This is a genomic window from Microbacterium sp. Kw_RZR3, assembly GCF_029222405.1.
Lineage (GTDB): Bacteria > Actinomycetota > Actinomycetes > Actinomycetales > Microbacteriaceae > Microbacterium.
In genome coordinates this window covers 1-17,501 of sequence record NZ_JARHXC010000092.1, presented here as the reverse complement: position 1 = coordinate 17,501, position 17,501 = coordinate 1, and the positions used below count along the sequence as shown (strand labels likewise).

Annotated in this window: 14 protein-coding genes and 1 tRNA gene; 14 read left to right on the top strand and 1 reads right to left on the bottom strand. The window is 70.9% G+C overall.

Annotation, left to right across the window (positions count from 1 at the left end):
* The first annotated feature begins 288 nt into the window (after positions 1-288).
* From P2P98_RS05175 to P2P98_RS05150, 6 genes are all read left to right on the top strand, one after another.
* Positions 289-786: an HNH endonuclease gene (locus P2P98_RS05175; protein WP_058598194.1), complete on the top strand. Its 498-nt coding sequence runs from the start codon at positions 289-291 to the stop codon at positions 784-786.
* 71 nt (positions 787-857) lie between these two features.
* A complete protein-coding gene (locus P2P98_RS05170; RefSeq protein ID WP_275797830.1) occupies positions 858-1,415 on the top strand; it encodes a cysteine hydrolase family protein in 558 nt (185 codons plus the stop codon).
* Between the two features lie 170 nt (positions 1,416-1,585).
* A complete protein-coding gene (locus P2P98_RS05165) occupies positions 1,586-2,242 on the top strand; it encodes a hypothetical protein (protein ID WP_275797835.1) in 657 nt (218 codons plus the stop codon).
* Positions 2,242-3,786 (top strand): DNA polymerase Y family protein, encoded by a 1,545-nt coding sequence (locus P2P98_RS05160; protein ID WP_275797828.1) that lies wholly within the window; start codon positions 2,242-2,244, stop codon positions 3,784-3,786. Before P2P98_RS05165 ends, P2P98_RS05160 begins: the two co-directional genes overlap by 1 nt.
* Positions 3,787-4,077: 291 nt before the next feature.
* Positions 4,078-7,491, top strand: coding sequence for an error-prone DNA polymerase (locus P2P98_RS05155; protein WP_275797826.1), 3,414 nt, complete (start codon positions 4,078-4,080; stop codon positions 7,489-7,491).
* Positions 7,492-7,560: 69 nt separating this feature from the next.
* Positions 7,561-8,637 carry a DUF2510 domain-containing protein gene (locus P2P98_RS05150; RefSeq protein WP_275797824.1) on the top strand — a complete coding sequence of 359 codons (1,077 nt, stop codon included), beginning with the start codon at positions 7,561-7,563 and terminating at the stop codon, positions 8,635-8,637.
* Positions 8,638-8,650: 13 nt separating this feature from the next.
* Here the strand turns inward: P2P98_RS05150 and coaBC are convergent, their stop codons facing one another.
* Complete coding sequence (gene coaBC, locus P2P98_RS05145) at positions 8,651-9,853, bottom strand: bifunctional phosphopantothenoylcysteine decarboxylase/phosphopantothenate--cysteine ligase CoaBC (RefSeq protein ID WP_275797822.1); 1,203 nt, start codon at positions 9,851-9,853, stop codon at positions 8,651-8,653.
* A gap of 113 nt (positions 9,854-9,966) precedes the next feature.
* Between coaBC and P2P98_RS05140 the strand changes: the two genes are divergently transcribed.
* From P2P98_RS05140 to paaI, 8 genes are all read left to right on the top strand, one after another.
* Positions 9,967-10,701 carry an NRDE family protein gene (locus P2P98_RS05140; protein WP_275797820.1) on the top strand — a complete coding sequence of 245 codons (735 nt, stop codon included), beginning with the start codon at positions 9,967-9,969 and terminating at the stop codon, positions 10,699-10,701.
* Between the two features lie 14 nt (positions 10,702-10,715).
* A tRNA-Arg gene (locus tag P2P98_RS05135) sits at positions 10,716-10,791 on the top strand.
* Between the two features lie 169 nt (positions 10,792-10,960).
* Positions 10,961-11,824 carry a DUF4436 family protein gene (locus P2P98_RS05130; RefSeq protein WP_275797819.1) on the top strand — a complete coding sequence of 288 codons (864 nt, stop codon included), beginning with the start codon at positions 10,961-10,963 and terminating at the stop codon, positions 11,822-11,824.
* A 278-nt stretch (positions 11,825-12,102) separates the two neighbouring features.
* Positions 12,103-13,293 (top strand): acetyl-CoA C-acyltransferase, encoded by a 1,191-nt coding sequence (locus P2P98_RS05125; protein ID WP_275797817.1) that lies wholly within the window; start codon positions 12,103-12,105, stop codon positions 13,291-13,293.
* A gap of 196 nt (positions 13,294-13,489) precedes the next feature.
* Positions 13,490-14,215 (top strand): enoyl-CoA hydratase/isomerase family protein, encoded by a 726-nt coding sequence (locus tag P2P98_RS05120; protein WP_275797833.1) that lies wholly within the window; start codon positions 13,490-13,492, stop codon positions 14,213-14,215.
* Entirely contained in the window at positions 14,212-15,057 is an 846-nt protein-coding gene (locus P2P98_RS05115; RefSeq protein ID WP_275797816.1) for a 3-hydroxyacyl-CoA dehydrogenase family protein, read from the top strand. The genes P2P98_RS05120 and P2P98_RS05115 overlap by 4 nt, the downstream gene beginning before the upstream one ends.
* Positions 15,054-17,105 (top strand): phenylacetic acid degradation bifunctional protein PaaZ, encoded by a 2,052-nt coding sequence (gene paaZ / locus P2P98_RS05110; protein ID WP_275797814.1) that lies wholly within the window; start codon positions 15,054-15,056, stop codon positions 17,103-17,105. The genes P2P98_RS05115 and paaZ overlap by 4 nt, the downstream gene beginning before the upstream one ends.
* Positions 17,106-17,116: 11 nt before the next feature.
* A partial coding sequence (paaI, locus tag P2P98_RS05105; RefSeq protein ID WP_275797812.1) for a hydroxyphenylacetyl-CoA thioesterase PaaI occupies positions 17,117-17,501 on the top strand: 385 nt, incomplete at its 3' end.

The window sequence follows — 17,501 nt, the reverse complement described above, 5'->3', positions numbered from 1 at the left end:
TTGTTTCCCGATCTCGCGGACCCGGGCGTGTCGGTGGTGGGTTAGCCTGTCAGCGACGTCGGGAAGAACCGAAGGGAAAAGCCGATGAACGCCAGGCCACGCATCCGCACCATGGATGCGCTCGGGCTGCTCGTTCTTCGGCATCGTCTGTTCGGATGCCACGGTCTCACCGTGACTCCTCGGGCGCTGTCTGTCTAGACAGCGCCTTTTTTCATACGCCTGCGCACCTTCCTCTCGTCGCAAGTCGAACATCCGAGAAGCCGTCTCGGCCATTCGAGAGGAGACCTCATGCGTACTCTGGTGCTGAACGCGGGCTACGAACCGCTCGCCGTCGTGTCGTTCAAACGAGCGCTCGTGCTCGTGATGAACGAGAAGGCCACCGTCGTCGAGCGCGTCGACGAAGATCCGGTCTGGGCCGCGGGAGGGACGTACGATCGCCCGGCCGTGATCATCCTCACGCGGTACATCCGGGTGCCCGGGGCGCGTCAGGTGCCGGTCACCCGGCGAGGGGTGCTCCGCCGCGATGCCCACCGGTGCGGGTACTGCGGCAAGACGGCCTCGACCATCGACCACATCCTGCCGCGTTCGCGCGGGGGGAAGGACACGTGGGAGAACCTCGTGGCCTGCTGCCTGCGATGCAACAACGTCAAGGGCGACCGCACGCCGCAGGAGATGTCGTGGGAACTGCGGGTGATCCCCGCCCCGCCGAGGGGGTCGTCGTGGACGGTGCGCGGTGTCGACAAGAGCGACCCGCGGTGGGAGCCGTATCTCGCGCTCGCGGCGTGATGGCGCTCGTGCGTCGGTGATCGTCCGCTTCCCGCGGCCCTGGTGTCGGCGGTCGGTGGTGGAATGGGGCCATGACACGTGCTCTGGTCGTCATCGACATGCAACGGGGTTTCGACGACCTCGCGTTCTGGGGTCCCACGGCCAATCCCGACTGTGAGGCCAACGTCGCCGCCCTTATCGAGAGGTGGAGCCGCGAGGGCGAGCCGATCGTGATCGTGCGTCACGATTCCCCGAAGGAAGGCTCGCCGTTGCACCCCGCGGCGCCGGGGAACGCCCTCGTCCCGGCGGTGGCCGCCGTCGAGCCCGACGTGCTGGTGAGCAAGAGCGTGAACTCGGCGTTCTACGGCGACCCCGACCTGCGGGTATGGCTCGACGAGCGCGGCATCCGGGATCTGGTGATCTGCGGAATCCAGACGAACATGTGCGTCGAGACGACCGCGCGGATGGCGGGAAATCTCGGGTACGACGTGACGGTTGCTCTGGATGCCACGCGCACCTTCGATCTGATGGGCGAGGTCGCGGGCGTCGGGACGGTCAGCCGGACGGCGGCGGAGTTGATGGCCGACACCGCTCTGGTGCTCCAGCAGGGCGGATTCGCGCGCATCGTGCGGACGGTCGATCTGCTCTGAGGGGCGCTGGTCATCGCGCTCGGGACGATGTCGGAGGTAGATCGTATCTTCGAACCACAGGGATTGAGACTGTAGAACACATGTTCTAACCTGTGGGAGTGAGGGCGATCGTGCGAGACCAGGTGCAGGCGGTGCCTGACATCCACGCGCTGCGAGACCGTCTCGAGCGCATGCAGGGCCGGCGGATGGACGCCCCCGTGCTGCCGACGCACCCGGCTTTCACCTCGCTCCTTCCCGGCGGGGGACTGCGGTCGGGCTCGGCCTATGCGATCGCCCGGTCGTCGTCGCTGCTGCTCGCCCTCATGGCGCGCCCGTCGCAGGACGGAGCCTGGTGCGGAGTCATCGGCATGCCCGAACTGGGGGCGGAGGCCGCCGAGAAGTATGGGCTCGATCTCGACCGTCTCGTCTTCATCCCCGATCCCGGGCCGCGCTGGTTGGCGGTCACGGCGACGATCGCGGAGGTGCTTCCCGTCGTCGCCGTGCGCCCTCCCCAGGGCTCGAACGCGGCACGCGGCGGGGCCGAGGCCACGCGATTGGCTGCGCGTCTGCGTGACCGGGGGACCGTTCTGCTGGTGCAGGGATCGTGGCCGCAGGCGGAGGCCGTCATCGATGTGACCGACCCGCGTTGGACGGGACTGGGGCAGGGGAACGGATACCTGGCCGGTCGCGAGCTGACGGTGTCGGTGAGCAGCCGACGCTCTCCGAACGCCCGCCGGGCGCGCATGCTGCTGCCCGCGGCCGACGGCACGATCGAGATGCTCGGCGCTCCGACCGAGCGTCTCGTCCCGCGCACGCACGAGACGTACCGCACCCGGGCGGTGGGCTGATGCAGGCGCCCACGCGCAGCCTCGTGCTGTGGTTCCCCGACTGGCCGATCACGGCATTCGCCCGCGAAGCATCGTCGCCCCCGCGCGATGACGCCCCCGTGGCGGTGTTCGCGAACAACGTCGTCGTCGCCTGTTCGGCTGTCGCCCGTGCTCACGGGGTCCGGCGCGGGCAGCGTCGACGCGACGCGCAGGCGCTCTGCCCTACCTTGGTGGTGATCGCCGCCGACCCGGTCCGTGACGCGCGGGTCTTCGGTCCCGTCGTCGCACGCATCGAGGACCATGCGCCGGGCGTGCAGGTCGTCCGGCCCGGACTCTGCGCCCTGCGCGCCCGTGGCCCCGCGCGGTACTACGGCGGCGAAGCCGAGGCGGCGCGCACGCTCATCGACCTCCTCACCGCCGACGGCTTCTCCGGGGTGCGCGCGAGCGTCGCGGACGGGATCTTCACCGCCGGCCATGCGGCGCGCGCGGCGTCTTCCGATGACCCCGTGCGGGTGGTTCCTCCCGGCGACGCCGCGCCCTTCCTCGCGCCGCTGTCGGTGGCGGCCCTCGACGACGACGAGATGGCGAGTCTGCTCGCGCGACTGGGAGTCCACACCCTCGGCGCCTTCGCCGCGATGCCCGTCGAGCGGGTGCTCGAGAGGTTCGGGCCACGTGGAGCCCGACTTCATGCGCTGGCCGGTGGGCGCGACTCCCGACCCGTCGAACCGCGTATCCCTCCTCCCGAACTCCACCGCGACGTCGCGTTCGAACCCCCGCTCGATCTCGCCGACCAGGTTGCTTTCGGCGTCCGCGTGGCGGCCGATGAGTTCATCGCCCACCTCGGTGCTCAGAATCTCGTCTGCACCGAGCTGCGCGTCGTGCTCTCCGGAGAACGGGGAGAGCGCAGCGAGCGTGTCTGGCTGCATCCGGGGTCTTTCGACGCGGCGGCCGTCGTCGACCGTGTGCGCTGGCAGCTCGCCGAAGACGGGCAGGGCATCTTCGGCAGCGGGGTCGCCGGGGTGCACATCGCACCCGAGGCCGTCGACGACGCCGCGCACCACAGCAAGGGGCTCTTCGGCGCCGGGCCTGACGAGCGGGTGCATCACGCGCTCTCGCGTGTGCAGGCCATGCTCGGCCATCGCGGGGTGGTGACGCCGACGATCGGCGGGGGCCGGTGGCTCGCGGAGCGCCAGGTGCTGGTCCCGTGGGGCGATCGCGCGGTGACGGCCAAGGACCGCACCCGCCCCTGGCCGGGCAGTCTGCCGGATCCCCTGCCGGCGACCGTCTACCCCGAGCCGCGGCTGGTGGAGGTCACCGACATCGCCGGGGCACCCGTGTCGGTGGGGGAGCGCGATGTGTTGAGCGCCCCGCCCGCCGTGCTCGTCACGGGCGAGCAGCGCCGCCGCATCCTCGAGTGGGCGGGACCGTGGCCCATCAGCGAACGGGGATGGGACCCTCTGCGTCGTCGCCGGGCGCACCGGTTCCAGGTCGTCGACGCCGACGGGGGCGCGTGGCTGCTCGTGGTCGAAGAGGGGGAGTGGCGAGCGGAGGGGCGTTATGACTGAGCGCGTGGCCCCGCGGGGTGTCGCCCCGCGCGGTGTCGCCCCGCGCGGCGTCGTCGCCCAGCCCGTCGAGTGTCCAGAACACGCCGTCACGAGGGGCGGGGATACGGCGTTTCTTGGACATTCAACAGCGCTGGCGGGGGCGGGGTGGCGCCGGGCGGGGTGGCGCGCGGCGGTGCGGGGCGCGGCGGGGTGGCCCCTGGTCGGGCGGTGCGCGGCGGTACGGAGCCGGGCGGTGCGGGGTGCGGCGGGGTGGCGCGCGGCGAGGCGGTGCGTGAGTGCGGGGGTGCCCTAATGGGGTGGAACAACCCGCCGGTGAAGTGGTCGGAGCTCGAGCGCCTGCTCAGCGACGCGCGGCGCCCGATAGGGGCTCCGCCGAACGGCGACGGCGGCGACAGCCCGGCGTGGTCGCACAAGCGGGGAGCGTACGTCCCCCCGACGATCGAGCGCCCGGCGGACGCCGTGCCCTATGCCGAGCTGCACGCGCATTCGTCGTACTCGTTTCTCGACGGGGCCTCCTCTCCCGAAGAGCTCGTCGAAGAGGCGGAACGACTCGGGCTGCACGCTTTGGCGGTCACCGACCACGACGGGTTCTACGGGATCGTGCGTTTCGCCGAGGCGGCCGAGGCGCGGGCGGTGCAGACCGTGTTCGGGGCGGAACTCTCGCTCGAGCTCCCCGGACCCCAGAACGGCGAGGCCGACCCCGCGGGATCGCACCTTCTCGTGCTCGCTCGGGGCGAAGAGGGATACCACCGTCTGGCCGCAGCGATCACCCACGCGCAACTCACCGGAGCCGAGAAGGGCCGCCCGGTCTACGACCTCGCGGAGCTCGCGGAGCGTTCCGGCGGCCCGAAGGATCCGCACTGGGCGGTGCTCACCGGATGCCGCAAGGGAGCCGTCCGGCACGCGTTGGCATCCGAAGGTCCGGCGGCGGCCGCTCGCGAGCTCGACACGCTCGTCGACCTCTTCGGCGTCGAGGCCGTGTTCGTCGAGCTGATGGATCACGGGAACCCACTCGACTCGCGCCACAACGGCGTGCTGGCCGCCCTCGCCGCGGAGCGCGGACTCCCGACCCTCGCCACCAACAACGTGCACTACGCCGTTCCCCGGAAAGAACTGCTCGCCGCCGCCGTTGCGGCGGTGCGCGCCAACCGCGGTCTCGACGAACTCGACGGGTGGCTCCCGGCCCACGCCGGTGCGCATCTGCGCTCGGGGGCCGAGATGGCGGCCCGGTTCGCCCGCCATCCCGGCGCGGTGGCGCGCACGGTGACGCTCGCCGACGAGCTCGCTTTTCCCCTGCGTCGCGCCAAGCCCGCGCTGCCGAAGCAGGCGGTGCCCGAGGGACACACGCCCATGTCGTGGCTTCGTCATCTGGTGTGGGAGGCCGTGCCGCGCAAGTATCCGAACCTCTCCGCCGACGATCGTGACCGCATCGAGCGCGAGCTCGGCGTCATCGAGATGAAGGACTTCCCGGGGTACTTCCTCATCGTGCACGGCATCGTCGCCGAGGCCCGACGTCGCGGCATCCTGTGTCAGGGACGGGGCTCTGCCGCCAACAGCGCGGTCTGCTTCCTGCTCGACATCACCGCGGTCGACTCGATCTTCTACCGGCTGCCGTTCGAGCGGTTCCTGTCGAGCCTGCGCGACGAGGAGCCCGACATCGACGTCGACTTCGACTCGGACCGGCGCGAAGAGATCATCCAGTGGGTGTACGAGACGTACGGGCGCGAGCGTGCGGCGCAGGTGGCGAACGTCATCCAGTACCGCCCGAAGAACGCCGTGCGCGACATGGCCCGCGCGCTCGGGCATTCGCCCGGGCAGCAGGATGCCTGGTCGAAGCAGGTCGAACGGTGGGGAGCCACGCTCGAGACGGGGGCCGATCACGACATCCCCGATCAGGTCATCGAGTTCGCGGCCGAGCTGCTGAAGGCGCCCCGGCACCTCGGCATCCATTCCGGAGGCATGGTGCTCACCGACCGTCCGGTGGGCGAGGTCGTGCCGATCGAGCACGCGCGGATGGAGAATCGCACGGTCATCCAGTGGGACAAGGACGACGCCGCGTGGATGGGGCTGGTGAAGTTCGACCTGCTGGGGCTCGGCATGCTGGCGGCGCTGCAGTACTGCTTCGACCTGATCCGGGATGCCACGGGCGAGACGTGGGAGCTGTCGACGCTGCCGAAAGAAGAGAAGGCCGTCTACGACATGCTGTGCCGCGCCGACTCGATCGGGGTCTTCCAGGTGGAGTCGCGGGCGCAGATGGGACTGTTGCCCCGGTTGCAGCCGCGGAAGTTCTACGACCTCGTGGTGCAGATCGCGCTCATCCGCCCGGGGCCGATCCAGGGCGGTGCCGTGCACCCTTTCGTGCGGCGGAAGCTCGGTCAGGAGCCGATCACGTACGTGCACGAGAAGCTGCGACCCGTGCTCGAGCGCACCATGGGGGTGCCGGTGTTCCAGGAGCAGCTCATGCAGATGGCGGTCGCGATCGGCAACTGCACGCCCGAGGACGCCGACCTGCTCCGGCGGGCGATGGGGTCCAAACGCGGGCTGGAGCGGATCGACTCGCTGCGCGAGAAGCTGTACGCCGGTATGGCCGAGAACGGGCTCGTCGGCCAGGTCGCCGACGACCTCTACGCGAAGATCCAGGCGTTCGCGAACTTCGGTTTCGCGGAGTCGCACTCGCTCTCGTTCGGGCTTCTGGTCTACGCGAGCTCGTGGATCAAGCTGCACTACCCGGGCGTGTTCCTCGCCGGGCTTCTGCGGGCTCAACCGATGGGGTTCTATTCGCCCGCCACGTTGACCGCCGACGCGCGGCGGCACGGGGTGCGGGTTCTCCGGCCCGACCTGCTGCGCTCGGGTGTCGAGGCGGAGATGGAACCTCTCGACGAGGCGCGTGCCCACGGGCCCACGGGGCTCGAGGCCTGCACCGCCGCGCACCAGCCGCCGACGGGGGAGTTCGATCGATCAGCGCCCGACGAGACCGCCGCACACCGGAGGGACGGAGCGTTCGCGGTACGGCTCGGACTGGCGGGAGTGACCGGGATCGGCGCGAAGGTGGCGGAGCGGATCGTCGCCGAAAGGGAGCGGAGCGGTCCCTTTCGCGACATGCGCGACCTCGTGCGGCGTACGGGGCTGATCACCTCGCAGCTCGAGGCGCTCGCGACCGCGGGAGCCTTCGAGAGCCTCGGCCATTCGCGACGAGAAGCGATCTGGCTTTCGGGGTCGGCGGCCCAGGACCGCCCGGAGTTCCTTCCTGACTCTCTCGTGGCGGTTCAGCCTCCGCTGTTCACCGACCCGACGAGCTATGAACTGCTCGCGTCCGACCTGTGGGCGACGGGTCTCTCCACCGACGATCACCCCCTCACGCACTTCCGATCGGCGCTCGACGCGCGCGGGGTCCTCACCTCTCGCGAACTGCAGACGGCAGAGACCGACCGCCGGATCGAGGTGGCGGGGCTGGTCACCCACCGCCAGCGTCCGGCGACGGCATCCGGGATCACCTTCCTCAACCTCGAAGACGAACACGGCCTCATGAACATCATCTGCTCGGTCGGGGTCTGGAATCGCTACCGCCGGATCGCGCGCGAATCGCCCGCCCTGATCGTCCGGGGCATGCTCGAACGCTCGGTCGAGGGCGTGACGAACGTGGTGGCCGACGGCTTCACCGACCTCCGCGTGGGCGTCTCGCACGCATCGAGGGATTTCCGGTGATCGCGAGCCCGCTCACTAGACTCGGGGAACTCGCATGAACCGCCCGCATCACCATCCAGGGGGACGACCATGACCGACACGCCCACTCCGCCCGAAGGCTGGTACCCCGACCCCGCAGGCAGCGGCGGGACGCGACGCTGGGACGGGGCCGCGTGGACGGACGAGGTGCGTCCAGCGGTCAGCGAGCGAACGGACGCCGCGCAGGTCGATGCGCCGAGCTTCGCCGAGGTCGAGACCACAGCGGTCGCCACAGCGGGCGAGAGTCAGGATGAAACCGAGGCCGCGGCTCCCGCCGCGTCGACCGAGCACCCCGCGGCGCCGACCGAGTCTGTGCCCTCTCCGGCCCCGGCTCCCACTGGTCCATCCCCGGCAGCGTCGGATGCTCCGGCCGAAGCGGCTGCTCCGCCGGCTTCCACGGTGCCCGCGGCGCCCATCACCCCCGCGGCTCCCGCGGCCCCCGCCGGCACCCCGGCCTACTCCACCGCGCCGGGCTACCCGGGTGCGGCCGCCGCCTCAGCTCCGGGATACCCCGCGTCTCCGGGCTACGGCGCCGCGCCGGGGTACCCCGCGGCGCCGGGATACCCGGCCGCCCCGGGCTACGCCGGAGCGTCCACCCCTGCGACCCCAGCGAAGAGCGGTGTCCGCACCGACACGGTCTGGGTGTGGCTGATCGTCGCCCTGCCCCTGGTGCAGCTGCTCGCGTTCTTCCTGGTCGACTGGCGATCGATCCTCGAGCAGGCGATCTACTCGGCGGCGTTCTCCGAGAGCGGCGGGTACTCGTCTTCCATGCTGAGCGCGTCGGTCGGAACGACCCTCGCCACCCTGGGGGTGAGCGTCCTCTCCCTCGTGATCGCGGGTCTCAGCATCCTCTTCGCGTTCCTCGACTGGCGTCAGCTCCGCGCACGCGGAATCCAGAACCCGTTCCACTGGGCCTGGGCGTTCTTCGTCTTCCTCATCTCGTCCGGCGTGTACGTCATCGGCCGCGGGATCGTCCTGCGCCGGCAGACCGGCAAGGGACTCGGCCCGATCTGGGGTTTCATCGCCGTGACCGTCGTGTCGCTCATCGCGGCGACGATCTGGGCGGTGGTCGTCCTCCGCGAGGTGTTTGCCCTCATCGAGCAGGTCGCCTACTACTACAGCTACTGATCGCACATCGCGGTCAGCCCCGTCGGCGGGTGACGATCGCGTCGAGCAGAGCGTGGGCGGTGTCGTCCTTCGAGCCGGATGCCGCCGCCACGACCTCGCCCTCGCGCTCGACGATCACGAGCGCGTTGTCGGTCGACTCGAACCCTCGCGTCCAGCCGACCGCGTTCGCCGCCAGCAGGTCGACGCCTTTGCGCGCGGCCTTCGCGCGGGCGCGTTCGAGCAGCTCGTCGTCGTCGCGGACCGTCTCGGCGGCGAATGCGACGATCGTCTGCCCGTCGCGGCGCGCGGCGACGAGACCGGCCACGATGTCGCGGTTCTCGACGAGCTCGAGAGTGAGTCCTCCGGGGGCGTCCTGCTTGCGGATCTTGTTCTCCGACACCGAGGCCACGGAGTAGTCGGCGACCGCCGCGGACATGACGACGACGTCGGCGTCGGGGGCCGTGGCATCCATCGCCCTGCCCAGTTCATCGGCGGTCGCGACGGCGATGACCTCGACCCGCGGATCGGGGACGACGTCGGCGTCGAGGTGCGCGGCGACGAGGGTCACGCGGGCGCCGCGGTCGGCGGCGGCTCTCGCGATCGCGACGCCCTGTCGACCGCTCGAACGGTTGCCGAGGAAGCGGACCGGGTCGATGGGCTCGCGCGTGCCTCCGGCGCTGACGACGATCGATACGCCCTCGAGATCGCGGGGTCGCTCGACGAGGCCCAGCGCGAAAGCGGCGATGTCATCGGGCTCGGACATTCGACCCGGGCCCGAATCGCCTCCCGTCAGGGCTCCGTCGGCGGGGCCGACGACGTGGACACCGCGCTGCCGCAGGACCCGCATGTTGTGCGTGGTGGCCGGATGCCGCCACATCTCGGTGTGCATCGCCGGGGCGACCACCACCGGCGCGGTTGTCGCGAGAAGGGTCGTGCCGAGGAGATCGGATGCCAGGCCCGCCGTCATCGCGGCCAGGGTGTTCGCCGTGGCGGGGGCGACGATCACGAGCTCGGCCGATTGCCCGAGCCCGACGTGGCGGACCCGCGCGACATCGTCGTGGACCGAGGTGGTGACGGGGTTGCGGCTGATCGCCTCCCACGTCGGGGTCCCGACGAAGCGCAGGGCGTCGTCGGTCGGGATGACGTGCACGTCGTGCCCCGCTTTCACGAGAAGGCGCACGAGGCCCACGGTCTTGTAGGCGGCGATTCCCCCGGTGACCCCGACGACGATGAACATCGCCCCAGTCTTCCAGGTGCCCGTCGCTTCGCGGCGACCGGTGGAGGGAGGGGCGGGTGCTCAGCGGCCCTCGTTCCCAGCCCGCGTCCCCGCGCGCGGGTAGCGTGGAGCGGGTGTGCACCGTCGTGATCGATGTTCCCGTTGTGGTGGACGAGCCGGTGCGGCTCCTCGCCGTCCGGGACGAGGATCGTGAGCGCCCCTGGCGCGGACTCGGGCCGTGGTGGCCCGATCGCCCGGGTGTTCTCGGCGTGCGCGACGACCGCGCCGGCGGTGCCTGGCTCGCGGTCGACCCCGACCGCCGTCGGCTGGCGGTGCTGCTCAACCGCGAAGACCTCTCGGGCCGCAGCGACGACGAGGTGGTCAGCCGCGGCGCGATCGCCCTCGACGCGCTGGGGGACGGCGTCCCCGAGAATCCGCCGACCCGGGGATTCAACCTCGTCGAAGTGGATGCCACGGGCGCATACCTCGTCGAGTGGGACGGTCTGCGCGCCCAGCGCACGCGGTTGGAATCCGGCACGCACATGATCGCGCACCACGCGGCGGATGACCCGGGAACCCCGCGGATCGCGAGGTGGCTCGAGGAGTTCCGTCGGGCGGGTGTCGGGAACGGATCGGACTGGTTCGAGCCGTGGCTCGCGGTCGTCGAGAACTCGACGCGCGACCCCGGATCGTCGGTCCTCCGGCGAGATGCGCATGACGGTCTCGTGCTCGAGTCACTGCTCGTGTGCGCGGTCCGCATCGGAGCGGACGGCGTCGAGGTGAGGGAGGCGGCCCTTCCCGAACCGGGGCGATGGGATGCGGGGCTGCCGACGCGGCTGCGCTCGGGTGACCCTCTTTCGCGGCGGTAGGCTGGTGGCATCCCGCCTCCGTAGCTCAGGGGATAGAGCGCCGCACTCCTAACGCGGGCGTCGCAGGTTCGAATCCTGTCGGGGGCACCACATCGATGACGATGGACGCCGTCGCCCCCGGCTCATGATCTGAGGTGCCGGTCGGTGCTGACCGTGTGACACGCGTCATCGACGCGTGGCTACCGTGCGTCTGAGCGTGGTCGAGTGGACGGCCGCGCGGAGAGCCGGACATCGCACCACGCTCTGCCACACTGACATCGTGAGCAGCACAGTGCGGCCTCGGCGCCGGACCCTTCTCGGAGTCGGGGGCATCGTTGTGGCGATCCTCGCCCTGTACGTCACGGTCGTCGCGCTGTACGCGAGCGGAAGCGACGTCGTTTCGCGGGGTGGCGACGAGCCTCCGGCCGACGCGGTCGCGCTGGTGCTCACGCCGGAGAAGATGGATGCCGCGACGAGTCGACTCACGGTGTCGCTGTTGCCGAATCAGGCGGGCGAGGGGGAGTACACGAACGGCATCGTGGTGAACAAGCCGTTCTACGTGCTGGTGTCGGCCGTCGCGGGTTCGAAGGCGGTGCAGTACGAGCCGAGCCGCCTCGTCGAGCCGGCGGAAGTGTCGTTCGTGATGGACGGCTCCATCGCGGAGTGGCCGTTCGATCGATACCGGGTGACGTCGTACATGGTCGCGGGTGTGGACGATGAGAATGCCGAGACCGTTCCCCTCCCGACGGCGGTCGATGTGAGCGGGCGTGGTGTGACGGGGTGGGACATCACGATGACCGCGCACGACGGCGGGAACGGTCTGATCGCCGTCGACATCGTGGCGTCGCGGTCGGGCGCGACGGTGGCGTTCGGCATCGTGCTGTTGACGCTCATGATCATCATCCCCACTCTCGTCCTGGTGGTCGCGATCGCCGTGCTGCGGGGGCGACGCAAGGTCGAGGTCACGGCGCTGGGCTGGATGGGTGCGATGCTCTTCGCGACGATTCCGCTGCGCAACTTCCTCCCCGGATCGCCGCCGATCGGCTCGTGGATCGACTACCTCATCGTGCTGTGGGTCCTGGCGGCGCTGGTCGCGGGGCTCGTCGTCTTCGTGATCGCCTGGTGGCGGCGCGGTCCGGCCTGAGCCCCGTCGCGGTTCCTCCCCGTGCCTGCGTGGCGCGGACGCGCGTCGGGCCATGCGCCCCGAGGTGACTCGATGTGTGCGAGGTCACCTCCGCTGACGCGATCGGACGGTGTGGCCTCGACCCGATCATGTGATCTCGGGGGCGCGCCGGCAGAGCGGCGATGCCGCGGCGTTGCCCTCGGCGGCATCCTCTGACATGATTACTGAACGATCGGTCGGAAAACCTCGCGGACGAGGTGGAGACGACCCCGCCAGAGTCGGCGGGGGAGAGGATGGCGATGTCGCAGGCGTTTCTCATCGGCGGTGCGCGCACCCCGGTCGGCCGATACGGCGGGGCTCTGGCATCCGTTCGTCCCGACGACCTGGCGGCGCTGGTGGTCGGCGAAGCCGTGGCGCGCGCCGGGGTTCCCGCCGAGGCGATCGACGAGGTAATCCTTGGAGCGGCGAATCAAGCGGGGGAAGACAACCGCAATGTGGCACGGATGGCGGTCCTGCTCGCGGGACTCCCGGATGCCATCCCCGGCCTCACCGTGAACCGCCTGTGCGCCTCGGGGATGAGCGCGATCGCGCTCGCCGCCCAGGCGGTGCGCGCGGGCGACGCCGACATCGTCGTCGCGGGAGGCGTCGAGTCGATGACCCGCGCGCCCTGGGTGCAGGCGAAGCCGTCGAAAGCGTGGGCGAAGCCGGGAGAGGCGTTCGACACCTCGATCGGTTGGCGCTTCACCAACCCGCGCCTCGACGCCCGCGACAAGGCCACATTCACCATGCCCGAGACCGCCGAAGAAGTGGCCCGGGTCGACGGGATTTCCCGTGCCGACGCCGACGCGTTCGCTCTCCGCAGCCACGAGAGGGCGATCCGGGCTCAGGATGCCGGACGCTTCCGCGACGAGATCGTCGCTGTCGAGACCCCTCGCGGATCGGTGGACACCGATGAGGGGCCGCGTCGGGACACCTCGCTGGAGGTGCTCGCGGGACTCCGGCCCGTCGTGAAGGGCGGGGAGGTGGTCACCGCGGGCAACGCGAGCTCCCTCAAAGACGGCGCCTCGGCGATCGTGGTGGCGAGCGCCGAGGCGGTCGAGCGGTACGGCTTGCGGCCGCGCGCACGGATCGTCTCGCACGCCTCGGCCGGAGTGGCTCCCGAGGTCATGGGACTCGGTCCGGTGCCCGCGACCGAGAGAGCGCTCGCGAAGGCCGGGCTCTCGGCATCCGATCTGGGGGCGGTCGAGCTCAACGAGGCGTTCGCCTCGCAGTCGCTCGCCTGCATGCGCCGGCTCAGCCTCGACCCCGAGATCGTCAACGCCGACGGAGGGGCGATCGCGCTCGGGCACCCGCTCGGCTCGAGCGGATCGCGGTTGCTCGTCACTCTGCTCGGCCGGCTCGAGCGGGAGGACGCGCGGTATGGCCTCGCGACGATGTGCGTCGGTGTGGGTCAGGGCACCGCGATGATCGTGGAGCGGGTCGATGGCTGAGTCGACGACCGGTTCTCGCGCGGGTTCGGTGGCTTCGACAGGCTCAGCCACCGGGGCGACAGCCACCGGCACGTCCGAGGTTCCTGAGCGGGCCGAGGTCCCTGAGCGGGCCGAGGTCCCTGAGCGGGCCGAGGTCCCTGAGCGGGCCGAGGTCCCTGAGCCTGTCGAAGGGACCGGTACCCCCGACGCACCCCGCCTGCGCATCGACGCGCACGACGACCGCGTGGTCGCCACCCTCGACCGCCCCGACCGCCGCAACGCGATCGACCAGGCCATGGTCGACGAGCTGCACGCGTTGTGCGCCGAGCTCGAGAAGCACCCGCGCTCGCTGATCCTGACCGGCGCGGGCGGCATCTTCGCCGCCGGTGCCGACATCGCCCAGCTGCGCGAGCGCACCGGCGATGACGCGCGGCGGGGGATCAACGCGAGCGTCTTCGATCGCATCCGCCATTTGCCCATGCCGGTCATCGCCGCCGTCGACGGGTACGCGCTCGGCGGGGGAGCCGAGCTGGCGTACGCGGCCGACATCCGGCTCGGCACCCCGCGCGTGCGCTTCGGGAACCCCGAGCCCAGCCTCGGCATCATCGCCGCGGCGGGTGCCGCGTGGCGCCTGCCCGAGATCGTCGGCCACGCGCGCGCGAGCGAGCTGCTGCTGACCACCCGCGTGATCGACGCCGACGAAGCTCTCGCCTGGGGTCTCGTGTCGAGCATCCACGAGCCGGACGTCCTGCTCGACGCCGCCCACGCGATCGTCGACCGGATCGCCGCGAACTCCGTGCGGGCGACGATCCTCACCAAGCGTGCGCTGCTCGCCCCGCGCGCGGAGCATCCCGCGATCGACGGCGAGCTGCAGGCTGAGCTGTTCGACAGCGCCGACAAGCGCGCGCGTATGACCGCGTTCCTCGAGAGGAAGAAGAAGTGACCACGCTCCCCGAAACCGTCGGCGTGCTGGGCGGAGGCCGCATGGGCGCCGGTATCGCCCACGCCTTCCTGATCGCCGGCGCGCGCGTCCACGTCGTCGAGCGTGACGCCGCCGCGGCCGACGCCGCCCGCGAGCGCGTCGAGGCCGCCGTGGCCCGCTCTGCGCAGAAGGGCATCGAGATCCCGGATGCCGACACCCTCACGACCGGCGTCGACACCGCCGCGTTCGCCGACGCGGGCCTCGTGATCGAGGCCGTCCCCGAGGATCGCGCGCTCAAGCTCGACGCCCTCGCGCGGATCGAGGGAGTCGTCGACCGCGCCGCGGTGGTGGCATCCAACACCTCCTCCATCTCGATCGACGCGCTCGCCGCCGCGCTCCGCCGCCCCGAGCGGTTCCTCGGCCTGCACTTCTTCAACCCTGTCCCGGCATCGGCGCTGGTCGAGGTCGTCACCGGCTCGCGCAGCGAACCGCAGGTCGTCGGCGCGGCGACCGACTGGGTCGAGGCCATCGGCAAGACCGCCGTCGTCGTGCGCGACGCCCCCGGTTTCGCCTCCAGCCGTCTCGGTGTCGCACTCGGGCTCGAAGCCATCCGCATGCTCGAAGACGGAGTGGCGAGTGCGCACGACATCGACACGGCGATGGAGCTGGGGTACCGGCATCCGATGGGCCCCCTCCGCACGACCGACATCGTCGGGCTCGACGTGCGCCTCGGGATCGCGGAAGAACTCGAGCGCGCGTTCGGCGCGCGCTTCACCCCGCCCGCGCTGCTGCGAGAGCTCGTCGCCCAGGGGCACCTGGGCCGCAAGACCGGCCGCGGATTCTACGAATGGAGCGAACGATGACGTTTCTGCCGAGCTACGTGAACGGCGCGTGGTGGATGCCCCAGGACGATCCCGACGCCGCGGTCGTGCGCGACGCCTCGACCGGTGACGAGATCGTGCGGGTCAGCACGAAGGGTCTCGATCTCGCCGGAGCGGTCGCCTACGCGCGCCGCGAGGGCCAGAGAAGCCTCGGTGCCCTCAGCTTCCCCCAGCGGGCGATGGTGCTGAAGAACCTCGCGATCGCGCTGAACGAGCGCCGTGAGGAGCTGTATGCCCTCTCGGAGCGCTCGGGGTCGACCCGGCGCGACTCGCTCAGCGACGTCGACGGTGGCATCGGCGTGCTCTTCACCTTCTCGTCCAAAGCCCGTCGCGAGCTGCCCGCCGGAAAGGTCGTGCTCGACGGGCCGATCGAGCCGCTGTCGAAGGACGGCTCCTTCCTCGGCCGGCACGTCTACACGCGCCTCCCCGGCGTCGCGGTGCAGATCAACGCCTTCAACTTCCCGATGTGGGGAGCGCTCGAGAAGTTCGCGCCGGCGTTCCTCGCCGGGCTGCCCACGATCGTCAAGCCCGCGACCCCCACGGCCTACATCGCCGAAGCGTGGGTGCGCATGGTCGTCGAGACCGGACTCCTCCCCGAGGGATCGCTGCAGCTGATCAGCGGGAGCGTCCCGGGCCTGTTCGACCTGCTCGACCTCGGCGACACCGTCGGGTTCACCGGCAGCGCTTCGACCGCCGAGCGTCTTCGCGCGCAGGCGAAGCCGGGCGTGCGCTTCACGAGCGAGACCGACTCGATCAACGCGTCGATCCTCGGCCCCGACGCCGGGCCCGGCACCCCCGAGTTCGACGCGTACGTCAAGCAGTTGCTCGTCGAGCTCACCACCAAAGCGGGGCAGAAGTGCACCGCGATCCGCCGCGCGATCGTGCCGGCGGGGATGACGGATGCCGTGGCCGCGGCGCTGCGCGACAAGATCGCCGAGCGTGTCGTCATCGGCGACCCGCGCACCGAGGGCGTCACGATGGGCCCGGTCGTCTCGATCGAGCAGCGCGACGAGGTGCTGCGGCAGGTCCACGCGCTCACCGACGCCGGGGGACGGTTCGTCGTCGGCTCGGCCGAGGCGCCCGAGGGCGTGCCCGCCGACGGTGCGTTCCTCCAGCCCATGCTGCTGGCCTTCGCAGATGCCACGACCCCGGCCGTCAACGACATCGAGGCCTTCGGTCCCGTCGCGAGCATCGTCGAGTATGCCGATGTCGCGGAGGCGGCGGCCATCGTGGCGCGCGGCGGCGGCTCGCTCGTCACGAGCGTCGCGACCCACGACCCCGACGTCGCGACCGAGCTGCTCACCCGAATGGGAGCGATGAACGGTCGCGTGCTCTTCCTCGACCGCGACGACGCGCGCACCTCCACCGGGCACGGCGCTCCCGTGCCGCACCTCGTGCACGGCGGGCCCGGTCGCGCCGGCGGTGGGGAGGAGCTCGGCGGAATCCGCTCCGTTCTGCACTACATGCAGCGCATCGCGATCCAGGGCTCGCCGCGCATGCTGACCGCGTTGACAGGGGTGTGGCATCCGGGAGCCGAGACCGACTCCGCCGGGACGCACCCGTTCCGCAAACCCCTCTCAGATCTCCGGATCGGGGATGCCGTGGAGTCGGCCGAACGACAGGTCACCCTCGACGACATCGAGGTGTTCGCGAGATTCACCGGCGACACGTTCTACGCGCACATGGACGAGGAGTCGGCGGCGGCCAACCCCTTCTTCCCGGGGCGTGTGGCCCACGGCTATCTGCTCGTGTCATGGGCGGCCGGGTTGTTCGTCGATCCCGCGCCCGGCCCGGTGCTCGCGAACTCGGGGCTCGAGAACCTTCGCTTCGTCACGCCCGTCTCACCCGGTGACCGCATCCGCGTCGCCCTGACGGCGAAGCAGATCACCCCTCGCGAGACAGACGAGTACGGCGAGGTGAGATGGGATGCCGTGATCCGCAACCAGGACGACGAGATCGTGGCGCAGTACGACGTGCTGACGCTCGTCGCGAAGACCTGGACCCCGGCTCCCGTGGCGGTGCCGGCATGAGCCTCCGGCCGATGATGCAGAACGACCGCGCGTCGGCGATGCTCGGCATGGTCGTCGAGCACGACGCGCCGGGGGAGTCGCGCGTGTCGATGACCGTGCGCGACGACATGCTCAACGGCTTCGCGATCACGCACGGCGGGCTCGTCTTCACCCTCGCCGACACGGCCTTCGCGATCGCCTGCAACGAGGACGAGCGGGTGACCGTCGCCGGTGGTGCCGACATCACGTTCTTGAAGTCGACGACCGCAGGGCAGACACTCATCGCGACCGCCGCCCGTCGCGCCCGCAGTGGTCGGACGGGCCTGTACGACATCCGCGTGACGGATGAGACGGGTGACCTCGTCGCCGAGGTGCGCGGCCGCAGCATCACGACCGACCGGCGACCGCCGGCGCCGG